The organism is Bosea sp. F3-2, from assembly GCF_008253865.1.
In the GTDB taxonomy this organism is placed as follows: Bacteria; Pseudomonadota; Alphaproteobacteria; order Rhizobiales; family Beijerinckiaceae; genus Allobosea.
Map to the genome: position 1 here is coordinate 4,872,585 of NZ_CP042331.1, position 22,017 is coordinate 4,894,601.

Genomic DNA, 22,017 nt, shown 5'->3' on the forward strand with positions numbered 1-22,017 from the left:
GAGAGATCATGTCCAAGGTCGTTTTTGCCGCCGCCGCTGCGGCGCTCGTGCTCGTTCCGGCCGTCGCCGGTGCCCAGGTCCTGCAGGAGCGCAACATCCCGCTCGCCATCGCCCAGGAGATCGCCCAGGCGACTGTCGAGGCCTGCGCCGCCAAGAACTTCAACGTCACCGCCACCGTGGTCGACCGCGCCGGCGTGGTCCGCGCCATGCTGCGTGCCGACCGGGCCGGTCCGCACACCGTCTCGGCCAGTCGCGAGAAGGCCTACACCGCGGCTTCGGCCCGCAATGTCACCAGCGCGATCGCCGAGGGCGCCGAGAAGAACCCGGCTGCGCGCCATCTCGCTTCGATCGAGGGCTTCCTGCTGCTCGGCGGCGGTGTGCCGGTCAAGGTCGGCGACGAGGTGATCGGCGCGGTCGGCGTCGGTGGCGCTCCCGGCGGCCATCTCGACGAGGAATGCGCCAATGCCGGCGTCGAGAAGGTGAAGGCGAAGCTGCGCTGAGCCTGACTTTCCGGTCATCATCAGGCAGGTGGCCGCTCGCGCGGCCGCCTGCCTTGCCATTGGGGAACGTCGCCATGTCGAGGATGTTACTGGGCGCTCTGGCGCTCCTTGCCGCCATCTGGTCCGGTGAAGCGACGGCACAGACGCCGCCGAGCCCGGCCGAGCTCGCCGCCTATCGCGGCTTGCATGCGGCGGCTGCGACCGGCGAGGCCGCGACCATCCGCCGGCTTGCCGCCGCGGGGAGCGATCTCGATGCGCGCGATGGCAATGGCCGCACGCCGCTCCATGTCGCGGCCTTCCAGGGCCGGGCGGAGGCGGCGCGTCTCCTGATCGCCGTTGGCGCGAAGCTCGGGCTGCTCGACGATCAGCGCTATGACGCTGTGACGATCGCGGCGGTGCGTGACGATGTACCGATGATGAAGGCGCTGCTGACATCAGGCGCTTCGGCCAAGCTCATCACCAGCCGCTATGACGGCACGGCGCTGATCGCGGCGGCGCATCTCGGCCATGACGGCGTCGTCCGCGAACTGATCAAGGCCGGGGCGCCGCTCGACCATGTCAACAATCTCGGCTGGACCGCGCTGATGGAATCGGTGGTGCTCGGCGACGGCGGGCCGCGCCATGTCGAGACGGCCCGGGCCCTGCTCGCTGCGGGGGCGGATCGAACGATCGCGGATCGACAGGGCGTCACGCCGCTGCAGCACGCCAGGGCGCGTGGCTATCGGGCCATGGCCGAACTGCTGGAAAAGTAGCAAGGGCGTTGAATACGCATTGACCCAGGGCACGCAATCGCGCTGGCCGGGCCAGGCGTGGCGCGGTCAGCAATCCGCATTTCGCCCCTCGCAATCGACCGGCAATCCGACGCTCCGGCATGGAACCTCGCCGACGGCTTCCCCGTTGAAGCAGGCAGCGGGAGAGGTCCGACATGCCTCAGAGAGCGATGGAACTGCGCCGTTCGGATGTCCGCGCCGCCCCGGCACGGCATGAGCGATGCCAGGATGCCAGCGGGAACAGATATGTCGTCGCCGTGTGGCCCGACACAAGCGGGATCGCGCGTTTCACCCTCCTCGACGGAACATCGCTCGCGCGCGTCGACGACGAGACATTCGAGCTGCCGGGCGGAACGCGCCTTCGCTGCTGCAAGGACGCCCCCTTTGCGCATTGGGCTTGAGCGCTCGCTCGCCCGCTTGCCGCCCAACATTGTTCGTCAGGATCTTTGAGTGGCGGGACAGCAGATGACCGACGCTCCGCCTCCCTCGCAGCGTTCGCGCATGCGCCAGTTCTTTCGGGTTGCCCTCCGCTATTGGGGCGACCGGGAGACGCGTTGGCGGGCCTGGGGGCTGACGACCGCCGTATTGTTCTTCGTCGCCGCGCAAATAGCGAGTGCGGTCGGCATCAACAAATGGAACCGTTTGTTCTTCGATGCGCTGGAGAAGCGGGATGTCCCGGGCGTATGGTCGGCGACGGGGTGGTTGCCTCTTCTGGTCGTGGCTACGGCCCTGTCGGTGTCGGGGCTGGTGGTCTGCCGCATGCTGCTCCAGACGCGCTGGCGCGAGAACCTGACCCGACGCGTCTCAGGCTGGTGGATCGCGGACCAGCGCTATTACCGCCTGGGGTTCCTGACCAAGAAGCTGACGGCGCCTGAGTACCGGATCGCCGAGGATGTCCGCCTCTCGATCGAGCCGCTGGTCGAGCTGGCGATCGGGCTGATCAGCGCCTTCATCACGGCGGCGACCTTCGCCGCCATCCTCTGGCAGGTCGCGGGCTCGGCCGAGGTGACACTGGGAACCGTCACGGTCGTGATCCCCAGCTATATGGCTGTCGCTGCCGTGCTCTACGCGGTGATCGCCTCGCTTGCCGCCTATCTGACCGGGCGGCCGCTCGTGGGACTCGTCTCGCGCAAGAACGAGATGGAAGCCCAGTTCAGGGCCGAGATGACGCGGCTGCGCGAGAATGCCGAAAGCATCGCGCTCATCCGCGGCGATGCCGACGAGCTGAGCACGGCGGGCGAGAATTATCGGCGTGTCGTCGCGGCCTGGCTCAGGATCGTCCGCCAGCAAGGCATCATCGCCCTGGTGCTCAATACCAACGGAGCCTTGTTCCCCATCGTGCCGCTTCTGCTCATCGCGCCCAAATTCCTGGTCGGATCAGTGACGCTCGGCGCGGTCGTGCAGGTCGTGGCGGCTTTCAGTGCGGTTCAGGCGGCGCTGATCTGGTTCGTCGACAATTTCGTCCGGCTGGCGGAGTGGTTCGCCTCCGTCACGCGCGTCGACGAACTGGTCGAAGAACTGCAGGGGCTCGATATCGGCACGATCATGGAAGCAGATACGCAGATCGAGCTCGGCGAGAGCGAGGACGAGGCGATCCATATCGAGAATTTGTCGTTGGCGCACAGCAATGGCCGCGTCGTCGTCGCGGATGCGACGGTTGCCATCGAGCGCGGTGCGAAGGTCCTGATTGCCGGGGAGAGCGGCTCGGGCAAGAGCACGCTCATCCGGGCCTTGGCCGGGCTCTGGCCCTGGGGATCAGGCTCGATCCGCGTGCCCGCAGGGCAATCGATCGCCTTCGTCCCGCAAAAACCGTACCTGCCGCGCGGGACGCTGCGCTCGATCCTGCTCTACCCGGCTTCGGAGCGTCCGGTCGACGACGAGACGATCACCGGCGCGCTGCAGCGCTGCGGCCTCGGCTATCTGTCGAGGCGGCTCGACGAGGAAGAAGACTGGGATCGCATACTGTCGGGGGGAGAGCGCCAGCGCATCGCCTTCACACGCCTGCTGATCCAGAAGCCCGACATCATCGTCATGGACGAGGCGACGTCCGCGCTCGACGAGGAGAGCCAAGAGGTACTGCTCGGACTGTTCGACAATGAACTGGCCGATGCGACACTCATCAGCGTCGGGCACCGCCCGGGGCTCGAAGATTATCACGAGCAGAAGATCACGCTCGAACGCCGCCCCGCCGGAGCCCATGTGACGTCCAAGCCTATCGGGCGTTCGCTGTGGCGCCTGTTCCGGAGCCGCCGGGCGGCCAATGAAGATACCGCAGACTGAAACACGGCGAGGCCTGCCGATGCCGGGACCCTGCGGCTGGTCGAGATCGACCAGCCGCAGGGTCGATGTCAGCTCTGCACGAAGGCCAGCAGATCGGCGTTGAGCACGTCGGCATTCACGGTCAGCATGCCGTGGCCGAAGCCCGGATAGGTCTTCAACTTGCCGTTCTTCAGGTGCTTGATCGACTCATGCGCGGAGGCGCCGATCGGCACGATCTGGTCGTCCTCGCCATGCAGGACCAGGGTCGGCACGCTGATCGCCTTGAGATCCTCGGTCTGATCGGTCTCGGAGAAGGCCTTGATTCCGTCGTAATGGGCCTTGGCGCCGCCCGCCATGCCCTGGCGCCACCAGTTCCAGATCACGCCTTGATCGATCTTCGCGCCCGGTCGGTTGAAACCGTAGAAGGGGCCCGTCGGGACGTCGAGGAAGAACTGTGCCCGGTTGTCGGCCAGCGCCTTGCGGAAGCCGTCGAAAACCTCCAGCGGCAGGCCGCCGGGGTTGCTGTCGGTCTTGACCATCAGCGGCGGGACGGCGCTGACCAGCACCGCCTTGGCGACGCGGCCCTGCGGCTCGCCATGCCTGGCGACATAGCGCGCGACCTCGCCGCCGCCGGTGGAATGGCCGATATGGACCGCGTTCCGGAGATCGAGATGCTGCGCGACCGCCGAGGCATCCGCCGCATAGTGATCCATGTCATGCCCGTCCCAGACCTGGGAAGAGCGGCCGTGGCCACGGCGGTCATGCGCGACGACGCGATAGCCCTTCGACAGGAAGAACAGCAGTTGCCCGTCCCAATCATCCGAGGAGAGCGGCCAACCATGGTGGAACATGATGGTCTGGGCGTCTTTCGGTCCCCAATCCTTGTAGAAGATCTCGACCCCGTCCCTGGTTGTGATGAATGGCATGTCAGTCTCCTTCAGTGCGCCAAACTTGGTCTTTGCGTCGACGGTGCCGACGCCATCGGCTCCATCGAAATTCTTCGCGATGCCTATCGTCGGATCGGCAGCGCCCGACAGGCTGCACCCTGCAACGGCATCATCGGGGCGTCTTGTCGGATCGCCCGGAGTTTTGTGCTTTATCGTCTCGACTTGGCAGATATGCGTCAAAGCCGGCTGCGCCATGTTCCCGGAGGGTTCCCAGCGCAGCGCGTGAAGGCGTGTTTGAAATGACCGGGTCATCAGCGCCGCAGTCGGGGGCTCTCGTCAAGAGAGACGAAAGTGCGGCGTGGCGTCTGGCGTCGACTTTCAGCTTCTCGCTCCCAAAGCTGTTGTAGATTGCGGCAGGTCGCGTTTGAGGAAACATCATGATTCTGGTCTGTGGCGAGGCGCTGATCGACCTGTTCGTCGATGCGCCCGAGCGTGGCGGGATGCCGGCGCGGGCCGTCCCTGGTGGTTCACCGTTCAATGTCGCGATCGGCCTCGCGCGGCTCGGCATCGAAACCGGATTTCTCGGAGGTATTTCGCGTGACGCGTTCGGTTCGCTGTCGAGGCTCAGGGCGCGACGCGGGTCAGTTCGAGGCGCTGTGGTGGCCCCAGGGTGCGGCTGGTGGTCGAGATCGTTCGGACGCTCGTCGGATTCCGATCGATCTCGTACATGCGGATCAGCCGCGCGCTTTCGAGGTCGTTTTCCCACAAATCGGGCTTCTCCGGCTCGGCAGATTCGGCCACGCAACCGGTGAAGGCAAAGGACGTGTAGCTGGGAAAGGCGTAGGGCTCCCAGCCATCCGATCCCATCGGACTTGGCCGTTCCATGATCCATTCGGCGGTGGCGCCGCTGATGCGCAAGCCCGTCGGGGCCGATGCGTTGAAGGCCTGCAGGATGATGCCCTTGGTGACGTTCTTCAGATTGCAGCGCACCGTGGTCTCGTCGAGCACGGTGATGATCGCGCTGATCTCGTCATAGGGATCGACAGGCAGAGCGAGGATCTGAAGCGGGAGATCCCGCCCCCGCGCCCACCATTGGAACCAGCTCAAATATTCGGTTCGCGGGACGGGGTCCGCCAGCCAGCGCTGCCGCGTTCCGATCTGGGGGAGCGAGGAATCGAGATATGATTTCTGCCCGTCGAGTCCGATCCACGTCGAGCTCTGGTATTCCGGCGCCGTTCCGCCGAGCGGTGCGGAGACCGAGGGCACCGTCCAGTTCGCCATGACGGAGACGAGACTGCGGCCGTCGCGCGGCGTTACGTAGCCGCCCGACCAGTTCATGCTCTTCTGCACCGGCCGGGAGGCTTGCGTGGCAATTGTGACGATGCCCGTGCGCTGAATCACATCGGTGGCTTTCAACGCGCTGAGAAACTGCAAGGGTGGAGCGTTCGCGCGCCGGCGCAGGAAGGCCCGGCGAAATGCCGCAGCCGCCGGATTGCCCCTGAATTCCATCGCCGTCGGCAGGCCGTAACGCTGCAAGTCCTCGTCGCCCGCATCCGCGGGATTGAAGGTCTCCGATGGCAATTCATAGAGCGCGATGGCGCCGTTCGGGGGGCGGGACTCGGTTGCGTCAGGGAGAGAGCTGGCCATCGCCGTCTCCTCACTCCGCTTTCCATTCGGCGGCGGCCTTCGTCACGGCCTCGCCGAATGATTTGAGCGTGTAATCACCAGCGCTCTGCCCCATGCCGCTGTGCTCCGACAATTTGGCGAAAGCCACGGACGCCAACGCGGCGCCAGCTGCGGAATCGCTCGGATAATGCAGTCCGGCGATCTCGCGATTGCGCGCCACGCGCCGGGCCAGGGCCATGAGCGTTTCGGTCAGGGCGGTCTGGTCAGCCTGCGGCAGCGCCGGAGACACGATCTTCAACATCTTCGCCAGGCAGGTTGCCATGAGATGCGCCTGGGTGGCATGGCCGCTGGGATAGGATGAATGTCCGGGGACGGGGATTGGCGGCATCAGCGCCGGGCATTCCCAGGATGGGCGCGGGCGCTGGAAGACCTGCTTGTAGTAGAGAGCGCTGAAGGACCCGGCCAGGCTGGCGATGTGCAGGAGCCGGAAGGTCTGTGGATGCGATGCCGGCGTCATTGCCAGCGCTTCCATGAAGGCAGTGATAAACTCTCCGTCCTGCGCGAGTATTTCGCCCAGGGCCGATGCGCGCTCATCGCGTGCTGCAGCGAGGAGATTCTTGATCTCCCGCGCCTGATTGGTCTTGCCATCGACGGTGTCGTTCAGACCGAGCAGGATGTCCGCAAGGGTGTCGTTCAACTGGTTCGTGTTCCAGTTCGTCGCCGCGAACTCCGTCAGCACCCGGAAGGCAATCCAGCGGGCGGCCCAGTTGCGATCCGCGAAGGTCGCCGGTTCGCCGCCGACGGCAGCATTCATGAAGAGGATTTTCTTGTAGCTCCCCGATGTCGGGTCCAGCCGGATATGGACTGATCTCTGCAGATCCCGGATCCGCCCGTCCGCCGCCGTCGCCGATTCCATCGAGAACGGAAAATCAGCCCTGTCGGGCACGAGCCAGCTTCCAGCGTCACCGCTGATACCCGTGTTTCCCGTGTTTCCGGTATTTCCCGTGTTTCCGGTATTTCCCGTGTTGCCCGTATTGCCGGTCATCGCATGAACCCCGCACGGTTGCTGTTACGGCAAACTCGTTAGGCTTCGGCTCAGTCAGGCAGGCCCGCCTTCCGTAGGTGCCCGATCCACTGATCCAGAATAGGTGGAGCGAACGGGCAGCGCGGCGCATAGGACGTCAGTCTAAAATCGGGTTGAAGCAAGAGAAGGCGATCAGCCACGCTTGCTGCCTCCCTGGATCGGCCTGCTGCGACTAGGCTGGCGGCTAGCGTACGTAAAGTAAAGCGGATTGAGGGATTATGCGCAACAGCACTGCGCGCCCAGCCGACCGCCTGATCATGGTCACCGTTGATGTAATGCGCCTGGGCCAGGATGCCCTCGTGCCAGAAACGGTAGGGATCGGCAGGGGCGAGACGCTGGCCCACCTCGCCGTGCTGAACCGCCAGGGCGCCGTTGCCGACAAAACCGCGCGTTGCGCTGCTCATCGTCCAGGCCATCGCCACGCTTGGCCCTGCCTCGATCGCCCGATCGAGGAGGCGCTGCGCTGTGACCGTATCGCGCAGGAGGAAGGCCTGGACATGGCCGTAGACGGCGAGCGCGAGCGGGTCGTTGCCGTCGCGCTCGATCGCCGCACGCGCCCGATCAACCGCCGCCTGCGCATCGCCATCGGGGTCGGGCGAGCCGAGTTCGCCGACGCGAAAGACATGCCAGAGCGCGGTGTAGGTGAAAGGCGGTGCGTAGGACGGATCAAGCGCCATCGCTTGCTGCAGCAGGCCTCGCGCGCGGGCAAAGTTGTCGTCGTCCATCTTGTAGAGCAGGTCGAGCGCCTGGAGCAGCAAGTCATAGGCGGTCATGTTCTGCGGGTGCTGACGCAAGGCACGCCGTAGCTCGCGTTCCCGGACATGGGGCGCGACGGTCCTGACGAGCTTCAGCGCGATCCGGTCCTGCAGGTCGAACAGCTCGTTGACCCTGCCGTCATAGTGATCGGCGCTGACCACGGCGCCGTTCTCGTTGGCGATGAGTTCGGTGCTGATGCGTACGCGGCTTTCGGATAGCGAGACGGTGCCGTCCATGACGTAGCGGACGCCGAGCTTGCGCCCGACGGCGACCGGGTCGATCCGCTGCCGGCCAAATTCCAGCGTCGACCCGCGCGAAATGACGAACAGCTCCTTGAGGCCCGACAGCGACTGGATGATCGAGTCGACCACACCATCGGCGATGGAGGTCTTGTGGGCGCGGGAGCCGTGCATCCGGAACGGCAGGACCGCGATGGAGGCTCTCGCATCCGCCTCTGCATGGGTCTCGCCGAGCTTTCGGCTCGGAGCCGGCCCGGGTTCGACCCGGAGGGCGAACACCCGCACCGGTTGCTCGTGATTGCGCAGGAAGATCTTGCCCATGTCGGAGCCGAGCGTCCTGTCGGCGTCATCGAGGTGGTCGAAGACCGCCTCCGAGACGATCACGCCGCCTTGTTCGGCATAGGATTGCAGCCGGGCGGCAACGTTGACGCCATCTCCGAAAATATCGTCGTCCTCGAAGATGACGTCGGCGAGATGGATGCCCATCCGAAATGCGATCCGCAGGGAAGCGGGCTGATCGGCGGTTGCCGCCGCAAGCGCCTGCTGGAGCGACAGGGCGCAACGAGTCGCCAGCGGAGCGCTGCCGAATGTGGCCAGAAATCCGTCGCCGGTGTTCTTGACGATCTGTCCGTCATGCTCGCGCACGCAAGGATCGATCAGGCCAGTGCGCAGGCTCATCAGCCGATGATGCGTCGGTTCTTCCGCCGCCTCGCTCAGGCGCATGTAGCCGACCACGTCGGCTGAGAGAATGGCGGCCAGACGACGTTGCATCTTCGCTGACGCTCTCACACCTGACACCGACCCTGTCAGGGCCGGGATCATCAACAATGGATCAAGCCTCCCTGGATGCTGGCATGAGAGTGGTGCGAGGTCCACCGCAAGCGTTGCCGAACCGGTGCCTGGGTCATGAAGCGAAAACGCCGAGGTTGTCTTCCAAAGCGGTGTGATCTGGCGAGATGAGGTTCCGAGCCAGGCTGGCAGAGCGGCCGATCGACCCGCCGGAACCGCGCACAAGAGCCGCCTGCGGCCTATTTCTTCGAGTCGCTGTAGAGCATGTCCATCCGGGACAGTCCGATGTCGCTCAGTGTGTGTTCGTCGAGGGGGGCCGGATCAGTGTCGCTGTGCCGCAGGATATGGGTCGGGATCAGCCAGCGAAGCAGACCCGAGGCGGCGTGCGCCGGCGGCGCTGTCGGCGACGCTTCTGTCGTCCCGTCGCGCAGCGAGGCCGAAACTGCTAGGCTTGAAAGTGTATGAGAGGGGTCCAGAGCGTCGTGCACGATTGAGCTCCGTTCGGTCGGGCTCTCACCGAGGCCGCGGGATGCGGCCGGGGCGGCCTGTCGCGACAGAGTTCTCTACCGTTCACGCCGCGGGTTCTGTGCGCTGGATCACATAGAGGCTGTTATGAACCCTGGGAGTGATTTGAGGCCGCGCCCTGCGGGTGAGGTGAAAACGGCGGAGCTGCAGTGTCGCACCGCTTGCCGATACGGGCGTATCGGCGGCGCAATGCTCCTCCCATCTCCGCCGTTTTGACCTCATCAAATCATTCTCAGGGTTCATAACAGCCTCTAGGCTCGGGCCGCTCCGGAAACCGAATGTCGGGGGGCGTCAGATGAACGATGGACCTCTTCGCATCGCGAGCCTTCTGGCGGTGAATCCGTTCTTCGCGGATTTGCTGCCGGGAACGCTGGACGAGATCGCGCTCATCTGCCGCCCGCAGCATCTGGCGGCGCGAGAGGTCCTGTTTCTGAAAGGTGATCCGGGCGACGGCCTCTATGCCATCCGGCGCGGCCTGATCCGTATCGGCACGACGAATGATCTGGGGCAGCAGATGACGGTCAATCTGCTGGGAGGCGGCGACATCTTCGGTGAAATCGCTCTTCTCGATGGCCGCTCGCGAACTGCGGATGCGGTTGCCGTGGAAGATACGGAGATGTTCTTCCTGCCTCGCCGGGATTTCCTGAAGCTGCTTTCGACCGATCCCGCGCTTTCGTTGCAATTGATCGAGCTTCTTTGCGCAAGGCTGCGGGACGTCCTGCAGCGCATGGAGGAGAAAACCTTCTTGCCTGCAGCGACGCGGCTGGCCCGGCGCATCCTCACCCTCGCGATCGATTACGGGACGGAGGTGCATGCGACGCAGGATGAATTGGCATCGCTCAGCGGCATCACGCGCGAGACGGTGAACCGCCAGCTCCAATGCTGGAAGCGGATGGGCGTTCTCTCGCTTGGGCGCGAACGCCTCTTGATCTTGGACATCGATGCGTTTCGCCGGCTTGCGAAGGTCGCGATGCCCAAGCCGAACCCCGAGAGTGCCTGAGTCAAGCTCTTCTGGCGATGACGAGCGAGTAAATCGGAACGGGCTGGTCGTACCCCTTCAAGACCCGTGCCTTCAGTGCGACAAGTGGTAAGCGCGAACCCACCGCTTGAGCCGCGACGCGATCGCAAAGAACCTCGAAATCATCCGCGATCGAACACAGGCGCGAAGCGAGATTCACGACATTGCCGATCGCGGTATAGTCGAGGCGGCCTTCCGAGCCGATCCGGCCGACGGTCGCGGGGCCCATCGCAAGGCCCACGCCGAAGCCGAGCCGATGGTTGAGGCTGCGCCGGCTGGCCAACAGCTCGTGCACGCCGAACTGCATGTCCCTCGCCATCTCCAGAGCGCCTAAAGCAGGATCCTCACAGGGGACCGGCGCATTGAACAGCACCATCGCGCCGTCGCCGGAGAAGTTCGTCAGCGTGGCCCCATGGGCGCTGACCACGTTTTCGAGAGCGGTGTAATATTCGCCGAGCATGTGGATGACGGTTTCGGGTTCGGCGCGGGCCGAAAAGGCGGTGAAACCTCGCAGATCGCAGAACGCGACGACCACCTCGACGCGCCGCCCGTCGAGCAGGTGATCGTCGCCGGTGCGCTCGAGGAGCTCGGCCACCTGCGGGGCAAGAAAGCGCTTCAGCCGATTGATGCGCTCCGAGCGCTCCTGTGAGACCGCCAGTTCGCTAGCCATCTCGTTGAAACGGGTTGCCAGCCGCTCGAACTCGTCGCCCGTCGTGAGATGAATCCGATGCTCGAAATGCCCGGCGCCGATGCGGCCCACGCCATCTTCCAGAAGGACGATGGGTTCGATCATGCGTTGGGTGAGCCAGTAGGCAAGCACGGCGGCGAGGCCTGCACCGGCGATGAGCAGAGCTATGGTGCGCCACAAGGCTGCGTAGATCGGGCCGAACGCCTCGACGACGGGTTGCTTGACGACGACGCTCCAGTCCACGCCGGATATCGGCGCCATCGCCGCGAGGACCCTGCCTCCCGTCACATCCCGACCGGCGATCGCTTCCCCCGGCCGGATCAGGATCGAGGCCCGCAGGTCCCGCAACGGCTTCGTTGCGGTTTCATCGGCCCGTAGGACCAGGCTGATATCCGGATGAGCAATCAGCCGACCCGGCCGGTCGAGCACGAAGGCTTCCCCCGTGCGCCCGACGCGTATCGCCGAGATCACGTCCCAGATGAACTTGAGATTGACTTCGGCCAAGGCCACGCCGGCGGTCGGGCGATTTCCGGCGACCGCGATGGTCATGAAGGGTTCCGAGCCGCGTTGAAACGTGACGGGGCCGAACCAGGTGCGATGGGAGCGTGCGCCCGCAACGGCCGGGTTCCCGGACTGGTCCTTGCCGCTCTCGATCCTGTTCAGGCCGATGCGGGACAGGAACAGCCGTTCGCGGCCGGCAGCGTCGACAAGGCTGAGACTCTCGATGGCCGGAACCTGGCGAAGCACCAGGAAGGCGTCGAGCTTGCGCTTCTCATCCGCGCTTTCCGGCCAGGGCAGCAGTACCGCCCATCCGAGTTGATCGCGGATACCTTCGATGAAATCCTGGATCTTGGCCGCGGCTCCTCGGGCCTCCGCATCGAGAATATCGTTCAGCCCGGTGCGCTGGTCGCGATAGCCGAACCATGCTTCGACGCTCCCTGCGAAAAGCAGCGGCACGACAACGGCGGCGAACAGGGCGAGGAAGTACTTCCAGAACAACGATATTCGCGGCGCCGCTGGCTTGTTGGACATCGCGTTGGCTCGCTCGGCGGCTCACCGGCCGGGTTATTCGATCACGAAGTCGGCGCTGCTCAGAAGCGAAGGTGGGATCGACAGACGGAGGGCGTTCGCAGCCTTCAGATTGATGAACATCTCGACCTTGGTGACACGTTGCACCGGCAGCTCCGATGGTTTCGCTCCCTTGAGGATGCGGCCGGCATAGACCCCAGTGTGACGGTGCGATTGCTCGAAATCGCCGCCATAGCTCATCAATCCGCCGGCCACGGGAAAGTCGCGGGACTGGGTGATCGCGGGTACCCCGTGGGCCGCGGCGAGCGCGGCGAGCTGCGGGCTGCGATAAGCGAAATAGGGGTCTGAGGTGAAGACGAGCCCGCCGGCGCCGGCTTGAGCCGCGCCGGCGAAAAGCGCGCCGAATTCCTGTTCCGTGCTGGCTTTCAGCAGATGCAGCGTCAACCCCAGGCTGCCCGCGGCTGTGTGAAGGTTCGCCAACTGCGAGTTCGAGGTCGGGCTGGCCGGGTTGACGGCGATTGCGAAGAGCTTGGCGTTCGGGAGCAGCTCCGCCATGAACTCCAGGCGCTTGCGCGAAACCTCGACGCTCAGGCTCGACACGCCGGTGAGGTTGCCGCTCGGCCGGGACAGGCTGTCCACCAGACCGAGGGCGACAGGGTCTCCGCCCAGCTCGAAGACGACCGGAATGGTCGCCGTTGCTGATTTTGCCGCGAGCGCAACCTCGGCGCCGCCGGGAGCGACGATCACGCTCGCCTGGCGATCGACCAGATCTCTCGCGAGCGCCGGTAGGCGCTTGTACTGGCCCTCCGCCCATCGAAAATCGATCGCGACATTGCGCCCCTCGACATATCCAGCCTCGCCCAGTCCGGCGCGAAAGGCCGCAAGGCGGCTGGCGTAGCGGTCCGGGGTTTCCGAACCGAGATAGCCCAGCAACGGCATGGCGGGTTGCTGAGGCCAGGCCGGGCTGGCCCATGCTGCCGCCCCGCCCGCAAGCACGAGGACGTCGCGCCGGCTGATGCGGTCAACTGCCTCGGTCGAAGCGAAGGGCAAGAAGCGCAAGGCATCCTCTCCTTCCATCGTCCATTCGCCTGGAGCGGCAGGATACTACCCCAGTCAGGCGGCGCCGGCATAGTTGCGTTGCGTCACCCGAGGCCCGGAAGCCGGGTTACGTTTTGCAGCCTCTCTGCGAGGGAAGAAGCAGACGACGTTTGGCGCTCGCTGCCGTGCCGCCGGAGGAGTCCGCGGGGACTAGCTTCCTTCGAAGATGCGCCTGCGTGCGCTTTCGAGATGAACCTGCATGGCTTTGCGCGCGGCGGTCTCGTCGCCGTTCTCGATCGCATCGAGGATGGCCTTGTGCTCGCGCTGGACGGTCAACAGGCGCGGTCGCGGCTGGATCAGCGAGAGATTGCGATTGAGACTGATGCCCGTGGCGATCTGCTCGTGCAGCGCGTTGAGCATCGTCACGAAGAAATGGTTGCCGGTCGTCTCGGCGACCGCACGATGGAAGGCGATGTCCTCCTCGACGCCGAGCCGTCCCTGCTCGCTGACGATCTCCAGTGCGATGAAGGCATGGCGCAGCTTCAGGAGGCCGTCCTCGCCACGCGTCTTCGCCGCCAGCGCGGCGGCTTCTCCTTCCATCGCGATCCGGAAGACGAAGCAGCGCTGGATATCGGCGATGCTGCTGATCGGGGCGAAGCTACGGACATCGGGCGCCGGCCGACGCAGGACATAAGAGCCCGATCCGCGCCGCGATTCGATCAGGCCGTCGTCGCGCAGTCGGCCCAGCGCTTCGCGAACGATGGGGCGGGAGACGGCCAGACGCTCGGCGAGCTCGCTCTCGGCTGGCAGCCGTGCCGCTACGGCGAAGTCTCCGGTCATGATCTGGCTCAGGATGTATTCGTAGACGCGGTCGCCGAGCTTGCCGGTGTTCATGGTCTTTGCCGTGGAGCCACTTGTCGTCGCATCAATCGCATTCCCGCCGCGCAAGAGGCGGGATGCTCCTTAAGAATGCTACTTTACAACTTATTTTACAAGTTATAGGCGTTTCGTTGAAGTGTGCTGCAATCGGCGCTGGACCGCTTTCGTCTCGGACATCGATGCCGCGAGTGGGCGGCGCATCTCTTCGGGAATGAACTGATGTCCAAGCTCAAGCCGGAAACACGCAACAAGCTCCGCACCGTCTCCGTCGCCACGGTTTGCACGGCGCTCTTCAAACGCGGCTTCCGCAACCAGTTCATCCAGGATGTTCGGCCATTGAGCCAGGATACCGGCACGATGGTCGGCGAGGCCTTCACGCTGCGCTACATCCCGGCGCGCGAGGATCTGAACCCGCTCTCGGTGTTCCAGGATCGGGCGCATCCGCAGCGCAAGGCGGTCGAGGATTGCCCGCCCGATGCAGTAATGGTGATCGACAGCCGCAAGAATCCGCGCGCCGCCTCGGCAGGGGGCATCCTCGTCTCGCGGTTGATGAAGCGGGGCGTTGCCGGTGTCGTCACCGATGGCGGTTTTCGCGATTCCCCGGAAATCGCGAAGTTGCCCTTCCCGGCCTATCACAACCGGCCGGCGGCGCCGACCAACCTGACCTTGCATCAGGCAGTCGACATCAACGTGCCGATCGGCTGCGGCGATGTCGCCGTCTGGCCAGGCGATGTCGTGCTCGGCGACGGCGAGGGGGTCGTCGTCATCCCGGCCCATCTCGCCGATGAGGTGGCTGAAGAGGCGGTCGAGATGACCGCCTTCGAGGACTTCGTCGCCGAGGAGGTGATGAAGGGCCGCTCGATCCTCGGTCTCTATCCTGCAACCGAGGAGCAGACGAAGATCGACTTCGCCGCGTGGCGCAAGGCCAGGAACCGGTGAGGGCCGCTTAAGCCGCGGCCCGCAGCGCAACCTGGCTCAGACCGTCTCGCCGACGGCCTGGAGATAGAGGTCGAGGATCGCCTCTTCCTCCTTGCGCTCTTCGAGATCGCGCTTGCGCAGCGCCACGACCTTGCGCAGCACCTTGACGTCGTAGCCGTTGCCCTTGGCCTCGGCATAGACCTCCTTGATGTCGTCGGCGATCGTCTTCTTCTCTTCCTCGAGCCGCTCGATGCGCTCGACGATGCTCTTGAGCTGATCGCCCTGAACCGGATCGTCCATCTGATATCCTTCCGGGGTATGAAAATTCGGCCGGCAGCGTTCGCCCGGATCGGGGCAGGGCGTCAAGCTGGAAACACACCGTCCTCAACAGCTGTGATGCCGCAATTCCATCCGGAGAAGTCGCTGAAGAAAAGTATGACTTAATCACCATAAGACTGATGACGCCGACCTTCCCGCCACCTAAGAAGGATCAAGAGAACTGCTGCGGCTAGAGCCGGATCCGATCAGGTTGAATCAACCTGATCGGTGAATCCGTCTCTCACTAGCGGTAGCGCCGGGTGGAAATGGGCAACGTGCACAGTCCTGTGATCGAGACAGTGAAGCTGCGCGAGACGGCGCGGAAGATCTACGATGCCGCCGTTTCGCGGGCTCATCCGTCTGGATGCCTGCCGCAGCATCTCCCGCCCGCCCCGGCAACCGGCCGCCTGATCCTGCTCGCCGCCGGAAAGGCTGCGGGCAGCATGACCGCTCTCGCCGAAGCCCACTATCTCGATGGCGGCTTTCCGCCGGAGCGGCTTCTCGGTCACGCGGTCGCTCGCCACGGCTATACAGCGCCGACGCGCCGAATCCCCATGGTGGCGGCTGGCCACCCGGTGCCCGATCAAGGCAGCATCGACAGCGCCGAAAGGGCCCTGGCACTCGCGGCCTCCGCGACGGCGGATGACCTCGTCCTCGTCCTGCTCTCCGGCGGCGGCTCGGCCAATTGGGTCGCCCCGGCAGGCGGGCTTGCGCTCGCCGAGAAGCAGGCGGTCAACAAGGCGCTGCTGCGCTCCGGCGCCCCGATCGGCGAGATGAACATCGTCCGCAAGCGCCTGTCGCGGATCAAGGGCGGCCGGCTTGCCCTCGCGGCGGTGCCTGCCAGGCTGCTGACGCTCGCAATCTCCGACGTGCCCGGTGACGAGCCGACCGCGATCGCCTCGGGCCCGACCGTTGCCGACCCCACCACCACCGCCGAGGCCCGTGTCATCGTCGCCCGCTACGGGTTTGACCTGCCGCCCGACGCCCGCGCCCTGCTCGACGACCCCGCCAACGAGACGCCGAAACCGGGCCATCCCGCCTTCGCGAACAGCGAATTCCGCATCATCGCCCGCCCGGCCGATGCCCTCGCCGCCGCCCGCGCCGCCGCTGAGGCGGCAGGCTACGAGGTCCATGATCTCGGACCGGATGTGGAGGGCGAGGCCCGCGAAGTTGCCGCTGGCCATGCCGAGCTCGCGCGACGGTTGAAACGTGAGGGCAGGCGTGCCGCCATCCTCTCCGGGGGCGAGCTCACCGTGACGCTGCGCGGCTCTGGCCGCGGCGGCCCCAACCAGGAATATGCGCTGGCGCTGGCGATTGCGCTCAGCGGGGAGCCGGGCATCGTCGCTCTCTCGGGCGATACCGACGGCACCGATGGCGGCGGCGGTGAGGCGACTGACCCCGCAGGTGCGTTCGTCGATCCGCAAACTTTGGCGCGCGCGGCCGAGATCGGCCTTGATCCCGCCCGATCCCTCGCCGACAACGATTCGACCGGCTTCTTCGAAGCGCTGGGCGATTTGCTGCGGCCGGGACCGACGCTCACCAATGTCAACGACTGCCGCGTGATCCTGATCGAGCCGTGAGATTTCCCCTGAACCAGCGAGCGATCCTTCTGGCGGCCTGCTGCGGCGCCGCCTTTGTCGCGAGCGCTCTGCCGGCAAGGGCCGATCTGCGCATGTGCAATACGACCTCGAGCCGTATCGGCGTCGCCATCGGCTACCGCGACGCGCAGGGCTGGACGACCGAAGGCTGGTGGAACATCAGCCCGCGCGGCTGCGAGACCCTGCTGCGTGGCACGCTGGCGGCGCGCTTCTACTACGTCCACGCCGTCGATTACGACAAGGGCGGCGAATGGACCGGCAAATCCGTCATGTGCGTCCGCAACAAGGAATTCACGATTCGCGGCATCGAGGACTGCCTGGCGCGCGGCTATGACCGCGCCGGCTTCTTCGAGGTCGACACAGGTGAGCAGAAGAGCTGGACTATCCAGCTTACCGATACAGGCGGAGCCGCATCGCCGCGTCCCTGACCGGAACACCGGAACCGGATGCTGCGGCGGTGACGATTGAGGCCGGTCCTGCCGGCTGGTGGGAGAAGGCGGGAACGGGCGACCAGTGCTGCAGAGCGCGCAGGTCGTTCGGCCCGTGGATGAGTTTGAGGGTGCTGACAGGCCAGAGACGGAACAGGCTCGGCCTTACGGGGACTGACAATGAAGCGCGAACGCCGGATCAAGATCATTGCGACGCTAGGGCCCGCTTCCTCGACGGAGGAGATGTGCGCCAAGCTGTTTGAGGCGGGCGTCGACGTGTTCCGCATCAATATGAGCCACACCCAGCGCGAGACGCTGGCCGAGAAGGTGGCGATGCTGCGCGGGCTGGAGACCAAGTTCCGGCGTCCGGTCGGCATCCTCGCCGATCTCCAGGGCCCCAAGCTGCGCGTCGGTGCGTTCGGCGGCGATGGCGGTGCGATGCTGGAGAAGGGGGCGATCTTCACCCTCGATTCCGATCCGGCGCCCGGTGACGCCGAGCGCGTCCACCTGCCCCATCCCGAGATTCTGAGCGCGCTCGAGCCCGGCCACAGCCTGATCCTCGATGACGGCAAGCTGCGCCTCGTCGTGGAGAGGGCCTCGGACAAGGAAGCGGTGACGCGCGTCACGGTCGGCGGGCGGCTGTCCTCGCGCAAGGGGGTGAGCCTGCCCGACACCACCATCGCCGTCTCGGCGATGACCGAGAAGGACCGGGCCGATGCCGAGGTCGCGGCCGAGGTCGGGGTCGACTGGATCGCGCTCTCCTTCGTGCAGCGGCCCGAGGACATGGCCGAGCTGCGCAAGATCGTGCGCGGCCGGGCGCTGGCGCTGGCCAAGATCGAGAAGCCGCAGGCGGTGCTGCGGCTGGAGGAGATCATCGAGGCCTCGGACGCGATCATGGTGGCGCGTGGCGATCTCGGCGTCGAGATGCCGCTGGAGAAGGTGCCGGGCACGCAGAAGCGCATGATCCGCATGGCGCGGCGCAAGGGCAAGCCGGTCGTGGTCGCGACGCAGATGCTGGAGAGCATGATCACCAGCCCGGTGCCGACCCGGGCCGAGGTCTCGGACGTGGCGACCGCGGTGTTCGAGGGCGCCGACGCGGTGATGCTCTCGGCCGAGAGCGCCGCCGGCCAGTACCCGGTCGAGGCGGTGACGATGATGAACCGCATCGCCGAGGAGGTCGAAGGCGAGACGGTCTACCGCTCGATCCTGGAGGCGCAACGCGCCGAGCCCGAGGCCACCGGCGCCGACGCCATCGCCAAGGCCGCCCATGAGATCGCCGAGACGCTGCATCTCAAGGCGATCTGCGCCTGGACCTCGTCCGGCTCGACCGCCTTCCGGATCGCCCGCGAGCGCCCGAACTCGACCGTGATCGCGCTGACGCCGAACCGCGCCACGGCGCGCCGTCTCACCCTGGTCTGGGGCGTGCACGCCATCGTCACCAAGGACGCCAGCGACGCCGACGACATGGCCTTCCGCGCCTGCAAGTTCGCGGTGCGCGAGCACTATGCCAGGCTCGGCGACCGGATCATCGTCGTCGCCGGCGTGCCCTTCGGCACACCGGGCGCGACCAACATGGTCCGCATCGCCTTCATCGCCCAGGAGCACGTCGCAAAGGCCTGAGCAGGCGATCGCCCAACGTCATTCTCGGGCGGAGCGAAGCGAAGACCCGAGAATCTCGGGACGACAGGGCGCTGGTCTTCTTTGATGAGAGATGCTCGGGTCAAGCCCGAGCATGACGAGCCATTTGCGGACGCTCAGGCGTCGCGACCGTCGACCTCGCTCTTGAGCGAGTCCACCGCCTTCTTCACGGCGTCGAACTGAGGATAGAGCGCCAGTGCCTTGCGGAAGGCGACCATGGCGCCCTTGTCGTCGCCCTGCTGGCGCAGGATCATGCCGAGCCCCATCATTGCACCGTAATGGCGCGGCTCGCGCTTCAGCGTCTCGCCGATATCGATCATCGAGCGGATCGAATCGCCCGCGATATAAAGCGCGTTGGCGCGCTGGTTCCAGGCCTCGGCCCAGTCCGGCTGCAAGCTGATGATACGGTCGAGCAATTCGATCGCGAGTTCCGTCTGCTTGTCCTGCAAGGCCTGCTGCGCGCGGGTCATCAGCAGATCCGCCGTATCCGAGCCGGAACGTGCCCAGCGGCGCTGGATCAGCCGGGCTACACCCTCGGCCTCTTCCTGCGTCCTGGCGTCATGAAGGCGTTCGAACAGTCGGTCGAGTGTCGCGGCCGGACCGCGCTGCGGGGTTGAAGGCGTGACGGGATTATCGGCCTTGTCGGACGGCGCTACGGTGCCGGGGCGCGGCGACCCAGCCGTCTGCGCAACGACTGCGTCCGCGCCAAAGGAGCCGGCCAGAGCCAGCCCCAGGGCAAGGACGGAAGGCGAGAGAAAGCGCTTCATGCCGGGAGTGTAGCCGCCGGGCCTCGCAGGTCAAATCACGCAGAGGCGAGCACGCAACGCAAAAAGCGGGCGCGCCGGCTGGCGCCCCGCCTTGCAAAGTCCGGTCAGGCTCTGCGCGACCAGGTCGCGCAGAAGCTCAGCCCTGACGCGCCTTGAAGCGCTTCTGGACCTTGTTGATGATGTAGATGCGGCCCTTGCGGCGCACCAGCTGGTTGTCGCGATGGCGCGCGCGCAGCGACTTCAGCGAATTGCGGATCTTCATCGTCTCAACTCCATCGACCCGTCCTTACGGACGCGCCGGTCAAAAACCTTCAGCCTGCGACGCGGGTTCTGGCAGCATCGGCTATCCCGAAAACCGGGTTCCACTTTTCGGGCCGATGCTTGGGAGCCCTCGCCGCCCATGACAATGGTGCGACTGATGCGATGCCGGCTGTATACGGATTTTTCCGCGGACCGCAAGTGCGAACACGGCTGCGGAAGTACTTGGCCATGCAAAAGCCCGACCGTGCCTGCTTTGACGGCAGCCTGGCCAGGAATCGCCCGGCCGCCCGATCCGGAGGACCTGAACATGCGCCTATCGATCCTGACCCTCTTCGCTGCCACGCTGACGCTCGGCGCCTGCGGCAACACCGTCGAGCAGCGTATCGGCGGTGCGGCGGTCGGCGCCGGCACGGGTGCGGTCGTCGCCGGTCCGGTCGGGGCTGTGGTGGGCGGTGCCGCCGGCGCTGTCACCGGACCTTCCGTGTCGCGCGCGGTGCGTCGCGCCTCGCGCTGACGGGGCAACGGCATCTCAACACCCAATCTTGCCCTGCGCCTGTTCGGATGCAGGGCAGCGGCAGCTCCAACGGGCTTCGGACTGCCCGGTGGGATTGTCATCAAACTCTCATCTGGCAATCGAATTCTGCCTGAATGTCCGATTCGCTGCGCCGCCTCCACGCTGCCGTCCTGGATTCGCGCTTGCGTGATCCTGCCACCTCGCGCACGGCCAAGCTTTTTGCCGACGGCCTGCCCAAGATGGCCAAGAAGGTCGCGGAAGAGGCTGTCGAGCTGAGCCTGGAGGCGCTGCAGGGCAATCGCCAGGCCGCCATCCTCGAAAGCGCCGACCTGATCTACAATCTGACGGTGCTCTGGACGGCCCTCGGCATCGAGCCAGCCGATATCTGGGAAGAGCTGGATCGCCGGGAGCGCTTGTACGGCATGGCCGAGAAGCTGCCCAAGAGGGGAGGCGCGCAGCGCAGGAAAGCCCCGCGACAGCGCTCTGCCGTGATTGCGCCACTGCCCTGACAGTGCGGAATCGCCGGCTATCCACAGCCGCAAAGAATTCGGCTGACCCGGCGATTTTGAGGGTTGCCAAGACGAAACGAAGCCTTTATCTCCGCGTCCATCAGGCCGGACGCACAAGCGTCCTGACGTTCTGAGACGCGCCCGTAGCTCAGCTGGATAGAGCATCAGACTACGAATCTGAGGGTCAGAGGTTCGAATCCTTTCGGGCGCGCCATTTTCTCCTAAAACTCAACAGCTTACAGACTGGTTTCTCAGGCAGTTACCCAGCGCATGGTGCCGGGTAACACATGGGTAGCCGGGCCAGGCATATTCCGCTGCGGCTTCCTCTTTTGCGAGCCGCGCAGCAACCTGAGCGACTTCACCAACGCCGTCGCAAGAGCGGACCTCCGAATCTAGAATAATCCGGGCCCGATATTCTTGGTCGTAGCCCCGGCCAGGATTTGCGACGTCAGCGTTCTTGACGATCTGCACGGCCGCGTCTTCAAGAGCATCCAAACATCGCCCTGCGGTATTGAAAGTGAGCTTCTTGTCGGGGACGAAGTAGCGCGGCTGATTAATCAGCCCAGACGTCACGTCGGACAGAAGGCGCAGAGCCTCGTACAGCGCCCACGCTTCCTGGAAGTTGTCTCCGGCGTGAAAGGGAGGGAGTTGGATCCTGCCCCAATCGAACGTGCAGATCGGCGCCGATGGCAAACAACCTCGCAGCTATCCGCTCGGCCCTCGAAGCAGCAGGCGTCATCTTCGTTGCTGAAAATGGCGAAGGTCCGGGCGTGCGACTCAGGAAGGCAAAGGCGTGAACACTGCTCTTCCAGAAGCGGTGCAATGGCTCCAAGCGCTCGGCCCGACATTGTAGCGGCTCTTGTCGGGGTGCAGACGAGCAAGATGGCCGAGTTGCGGGTCGCGCGACGCAATGCGCGCAAACCGAAGCCACCGCCAGCGAGCGGCGACAAGCCCGCCTTTGACACCGAGGACGCAAGCA

At 65.4% G+C, this 22,017-nt stretch carries 22 protein-coding genes, 1 tRNA gene and 1 pseudogene; 12 read left to right on the forward strand and 12 right to left on the reverse strand.

From position 1 onward, the window contains the following. The first annotated feature begins 8 nt into the window (after positions 1–8). The 3 genes from FQV39_RS22495 (at position 9) to FQV39_RS22505 (ending at position 3,550) form a co-directional block, all read left to right on the forward strand. Entirely contained in the window at positions 9–500 is a 492-nt protein-coding gene (locus FQV39_RS22495; protein ID WP_149132328.1) for a GlcG/HbpS family heme-binding protein, read from the forward strand. Between the two features lie 74 nt (positions 501–574). Beyond that, entirely contained in the window at positions 575–1,252 is a 678-nt protein-coding gene (locus FQV39_RS22500) for an ankyrin repeat domain-containing protein (protein ID WP_149132329.1), read from the forward strand. Between the two features lie 483 nt (positions 1,253–1,735). Continuing rightward, the gene (locus FQV39_RS22505; RefSeq protein ID WP_149132330.1) at positions 1,736–3,550 is read left to right on the forward strand and encodes an ABC transporter ATP-binding protein/permease; all 1,815 of its coding nucleotides are present in this window, start codon (positions 1,736–1,738) and stop codon (positions 3,548–3,550) included. 68 nt (positions 3,551–3,618) lie between these two features. Here FQV39_RS22505 and FQV39_RS22510 read toward each other — a convergent pair whose 3' ends face one another. From FQV39_RS22510 to FQV39_RS22535, 5 genes are all read right to left on the reverse strand, one after another. Then, complete coding sequence (locus FQV39_RS22510) at positions 3,619–4,455, reverse strand: alpha/beta fold hydrolase (RefSeq protein WP_149132331.1); 837 nt, start codon at positions 4,453–4,455, stop codon at positions 3,619–3,621. Between the two features lie 585 nt (positions 4,456–5,040). Then, entirely contained in the window at positions 5,041–6,063 is a 1,023-nt protein-coding gene (locus FQV39_RS22520; protein WP_149132333.1) for a G1 family glutamic endopeptidase, read from the reverse strand. 10 nt (positions 6,064–6,073) lie between these two features. Next, complete coding sequence (locus FQV39_RS34145; RefSeq protein ID WP_149132334.1) at positions 6,074–7,087, reverse strand: phosphatase PAP2 family protein; 1,014 nt, start codon at positions 7,085–7,087, stop codon at positions 6,074–6,076. Between the two features lie 50 nt (positions 7,088–7,137). After that, positions 7,138–8,892, reverse strand: coding sequence for an adenylate/guanylate cyclase domain-containing protein (locus FQV39_RS22530; protein WP_187640022.1), 1,755 nt, complete (start codon positions 8,890–8,892; stop codon positions 7,138–7,140). A 257-nt stretch (positions 8,893–9,149) separates the two neighbouring features. Continuing rightward, positions 9,150–9,398: a hypothetical protein gene (locus FQV39_RS22535; RefSeq protein ID WP_149132336.1), complete on the reverse strand. Its 249-nt coding sequence runs from the start codon at positions 9,396–9,398 to the stop codon at positions 9,150–9,152. Between the two features lie 332 nt (positions 9,399–9,730). Here FQV39_RS22535 and FQV39_RS22540 point away from each other — a divergent pair, with 332 nt between their 5' ends. Further along, a complete protein-coding gene (locus FQV39_RS22540) occupies positions 9,731–10,435 on the forward strand; it encodes a Crp/Fnr family transcriptional regulator (RefSeq protein WP_149132337.1) in 705 nt (234 codons plus the stop codon). Position 10,436: 1 nt separating this feature from the next. Here FQV39_RS22540 and FQV39_RS22545 read toward each other — a convergent pair whose 3' ends face one another. From FQV39_RS22545 to FQV39_RS22555, 3 genes are all read right to left on the reverse strand, one after another. Then, a complete protein-coding gene (locus tag FQV39_RS22545; protein WP_149132338.1) occupies positions 10,437–12,173 on the reverse strand; it encodes a cache domain-containing protein in 1,737 nt (578 codons plus the stop codon). Between the two features lie 33 nt (positions 12,174–12,206). Beyond that, positions 12,207–13,187: an ABC transporter substrate-binding protein gene (locus FQV39_RS22550; protein WP_149133982.1), complete on the reverse strand. Its 981-nt coding sequence runs from the start codon at positions 13,185–13,187 to the stop codon at positions 12,207–12,209. A gap of 231 nt (positions 13,188–13,418) precedes the next feature. Further along, positions 13,419–14,102, reverse strand: coding sequence for a FadR/GntR family transcriptional regulator (locus FQV39_RS22555; protein ID WP_149132339.1), 684 nt, complete (start codon positions 14,100–14,102; stop codon positions 13,419–13,421). Positions 14,103–14,306: 204 nt separating this feature from the next. Between FQV39_RS22555 and FQV39_RS22560 the strand changes: the two genes are divergently transcribed. Further along, the gene (locus FQV39_RS22560) at positions 14,307–15,026 is read left to right on the forward strand and encodes a ribonuclease activity regulator RraA (RefSeq protein ID WP_149132340.1); all 720 of its coding nucleotides are present in this window, start codon (positions 14,307–14,309) and stop codon (positions 15,024–15,026) included. A gap of 36 nt (positions 15,027–15,062) precedes the next feature. Here FQV39_RS22560 and FQV39_RS22565 read toward each other — a convergent pair whose 3' ends face one another. Then, positions 15,063–15,305 carry a DUF2312 domain-containing protein gene (locus FQV39_RS22565; protein ID WP_038363023.1) on the reverse strand — a complete coding sequence of 81 codons (243 nt, stop codon included), beginning with the start codon at positions 15,303–15,305 and terminating at the stop codon, positions 15,063–15,065. A 293-nt stretch (positions 15,306–15,598) separates the two neighbouring features. On the opposite strand from FQV39_RS22565, the gene FQV39_RS22570 reads away from it, so the two are divergent. From FQV39_RS22570 to pyk, 3 genes are all read left to right on the forward strand, one after another. Next, positions 15,599–16,903, forward strand: coding sequence for a glycerate kinase type-2 family protein (locus tag FQV39_RS22570; protein ID WP_248313107.1), 1,305 nt, complete (start codon positions 15,599–15,601; stop codon positions 16,901–16,903). Between the two features lie 23 nt (positions 16,904–16,926). Further along, entirely contained in the window at positions 16,927–17,349 is a 423-nt protein-coding gene (locus FQV39_RS22575; RefSeq protein ID WP_248313448.1) for a DUF1036 domain-containing protein, read from the forward strand. A 180-nt stretch (positions 17,350–17,529) separates the two neighbouring features. Further along, positions 17,530–18,969 carry a pyruvate kinase gene (gene pyk, locus FQV39_RS22580; protein WP_149132254.1) on the forward strand — a complete coding sequence of 480 codons (1,440 nt, stop codon included), beginning with the start codon at positions 17,530–17,532 and terminating at the stop codon, positions 18,967–18,969. Between the two features lie 134 nt (positions 18,970–19,103). Here pyk and FQV39_RS22585 read toward each other — a convergent pair whose 3' ends face one another. Continuing rightward, complete coding sequence (locus tag FQV39_RS22585; protein WP_149132343.1) at positions 19,104–19,754, reverse strand: tetratricopeptide repeat protein; 651 nt, start codon at positions 19,752–19,754, stop codon at positions 19,104–19,106. 136 nt (positions 19,755–19,890) lie between these two features. Next, positions 19,891–20,016, reverse strand: a complete 126-nt coding sequence (gene ykgO, locus FQV39_RS22590; RefSeq protein WP_055726794.1) for a type B 50S ribosomal protein L36 — start codon at positions 20,014–20,016, stop codon at positions 19,891–19,893. Between the two features lie 306 nt (positions 20,017–20,322). On the opposite strand from ykgO, the gene FQV39_RS22595 reads away from it, so the two are divergent. The 3 genes from FQV39_RS22595 (at position 20,323) to FQV39_RS22605 (ending at position 21,252) form a co-directional block, all read left to right on the forward strand. After that, positions 20,323–20,529: a hypothetical protein gene (locus tag FQV39_RS22595; RefSeq protein WP_149132344.1), complete on the forward strand. Its 207-nt coding sequence runs from the start codon at positions 20,323–20,325 to the stop codon at positions 20,527–20,529. A 134-nt stretch (positions 20,530–20,663) separates the two neighbouring features. Then, the gene (hisE, locus tag FQV39_RS22600; protein ID WP_149132345.1) at positions 20,664–21,038 is read left to right on the forward strand and encodes a phosphoribosyl-ATP diphosphatase; all 375 of its coding nucleotides are present in this window, start codon (positions 20,664–20,666) and stop codon (positions 21,036–21,038) included. 137 nt (positions 21,039–21,175) lie between these two features. Beyond that, a tRNA-Arg gene (locus FQV39_RS22605) sits at positions 21,176–21,252 on the forward strand. 14 nt (positions 21,253–21,266) lie between these two features. Here FQV39_RS22605 and FQV39_RS22610 read toward each other — a convergent pair. Further along, positions 21,267–21,731 carry a hypothetical protein gene (locus tag FQV39_RS22610; protein ID WP_149132346.1) on the reverse strand — a complete coding sequence of 155 codons (465 nt, stop codon included), beginning with the start codon at positions 21,729–21,731 and terminating at the stop codon, positions 21,267–21,269. Between the two features lie 5 nt (positions 21,732–21,736). On the opposite strand from FQV39_RS22610, the pseudogene FQV39_RS33840 reads away from it, so the two are divergent. After that, positions 21,737–21,835, forward strand: a pseudogene (locus FQV39_RS33840) (transcriptional regulator); the annotation flags it as partial. Positions 21,836–22,017 lie beyond the last annotated feature (182 nt).

What these genes read in the sequence shown, in the direction of transcription:
- FQV39_RS22595 (WP_149132344.1), top strand. Translation starts at nt 20,323, where the DNA reads ATGCGCCTATCGATCCTGACCCTCTTCGCTGCCACGCTGACGCTCGGC.
- FQV39_RS22495 (WP_149132328.1), top strand. Translation starts at nt 9, where the DNA reads ATGTCCAAGGTCGTTTTTGCCGCCGCCGCTGCGGCGCTCGTGCTCGTT.
- FQV39_RS22505 (WP_149132330.1), top strand. Translation starts at nt 1,736, where the DNA reads ATGACCGACGCTCCGCCTCCCTCGCAGCGTTCGCGCATGCGCCAGTTC.
- FQV39_RS22500 (WP_149132329.1), top strand. Translation starts at nt 575, where the DNA reads ATGTCGAGGATGTTACTGGGCGCTCTGGCGCTCCTTGCCGCCATCTGG.
- hisE (WP_149132345.1), top strand. Translation starts at nt 20,664, where the DNA reads ATGTCCGATTCGCTGCGCCGCCTCCACGCTGCCGTCCTGGATTCGCGC.
- FQV39_RS22545 (WP_149132338.1), bottom strand. Translation starts at nt 12,173, where the DNA reads ATGTCCAACAAGCCAGCGGCGCCGCGAATATCGTTGTTCTGGAAGTAC.
- FQV39_RS22530 (WP_187640022.1), bottom strand. Translation starts at nt 8,892, where the DNA reads ATGCAACGTCGTCTGGCCGCCATTCTCTCAGCCGACGTGGTCGGCTAC.
- FQV39_RS22555 (WP_149132339.1), bottom strand. Translation starts at nt 14,102, where the DNA reads ATGAACACCGGCAAGCTCGGCGACCGCGTCTACGAATACATCCTGAGC.
- FQV39_RS22585 (WP_149132343.1), bottom strand. Translation starts at nt 19,754, where the DNA reads ATGAAGCGCTTTCTCTCGCCTTCCGTCCTTGCCCTGGGGCTGGCTCTG.
- FQV39_RS22520 (WP_149132333.1), bottom strand. Translation starts at nt 6,063, where the DNA reads ATGGCCAGCTCTCTCCCTGACGCAACCGAGTCCCGCCCCCCGAACGGC.
- FQV39_RS22565 (WP_038363023.1), bottom strand. Translation starts at nt 15,305, where the DNA reads ATGGACGATCCGGTTCAGGGCGATCAGCTCAAGAGCATCGTCGAGCGC.
- FQV39_RS22540 (WP_149132337.1), top strand. Translation starts at nt 9,731, where the DNA reads ATGAACGATGGACCTCTTCGCATCGCGAGCCTTCTGGCGGTGAATCCG.
- FQV39_RS22560 (WP_149132340.1), top strand. Translation starts at nt 14,307, where the DNA reads ATGTCCAAGCTCAAGCCGGAAACACGCAACAAGCTCCGCACCGTCTCC.
- FQV39_RS34145 (WP_149132334.1), bottom strand. Translation starts at nt 7,087, where the DNA reads ATGACCGGCAATACGGGCAACACGGGAAATACCGGAAACACGGGAAAT.
- FQV39_RS22510 (WP_149132331.1), bottom strand. Translation starts at nt 4,455, where the DNA reads ATGCCATTCATCACAACCAGGGACGGGGTCGAGATCTTCTACAAGGAT.
- ykgO (WP_055726794.1), bottom strand. Translation starts at nt 20,016, where the DNA reads ATGAAGATCCGCAATTCGCTGAAGTCGCTGCGCGCGCGCCATCGCGAC.
- pyk (WP_149132254.1), top strand. Translation starts at nt 17,530, where the DNA reads ATGAAGCGCGAACGCCGGATCAAGATCATTGCGACGCTAGGGCCCGCT.